The sequence below is a fragment of the Halorubrum sp. Atlit-26R genome (assembly GCF_003666015.1).
Lineage (GTDB): Archaea > Halobacteriota > Halobacteria > Halobacteriales > Haloferacaceae > Halorubrum.
Map to the genome: position 1 here is coordinate 1 of NZ_QPLT01000454.1, position 480 is coordinate 480.

The following is a 480-nucleotide window of genomic DNA, read 5'->3' on the forward strand; positions in this document are numbered from 1 at the left end:
CCTTCCCGTTATCTCCGGCATCGCCACCCGCGTGGCGGTGAAGTTCATTCCGCTGGCGGTGATGCCGCTGCCGGTGGCACTGGTGTTCCGGGGCTACGAACTGCTGGTCGCAGGCGCGCCGGGAACAATGGCACCTGAAAATCCGTTCTTCGGCTATCTCATCGCCGTCTCGCTGCCCGTGGTGAGCGTGTGGATCATCTGGAAGCTGTTCGCGTACACGACACCCCGGCTGGTACGCACGGTGGGTCGGGCCACCGGCCTCACCGTGACGGCGGGCGCCGTCGCCGGCGCCACTGCGGTGGCGGGTCCCTGGGCCGGAGCAACGGCGGCCCGCTGGGGACCGAAAGCCGCAGTGGGCCACACGGTAGCCCAGCGGTTCGGGAGTCAGCAAGGGGGGAGTGGTACCTCTTGGACCTCACGCACATCCGGCACGACCGGCAAGCACGGCATGCCGTCGTACCGCCGCACCGGGAACAATCA

At 68.3% G+C, this 480-nt stretch carries 1 pseudogene; it reads left to right on the forward strand.

From position 1 onward, the window contains the following. Positions 1-37: 37 nt before the first annotated feature. Positions 38-480, forward strand: a pseudogene (locus DVK07_RS21430) (hypothetical protein); the annotation flags it as partial.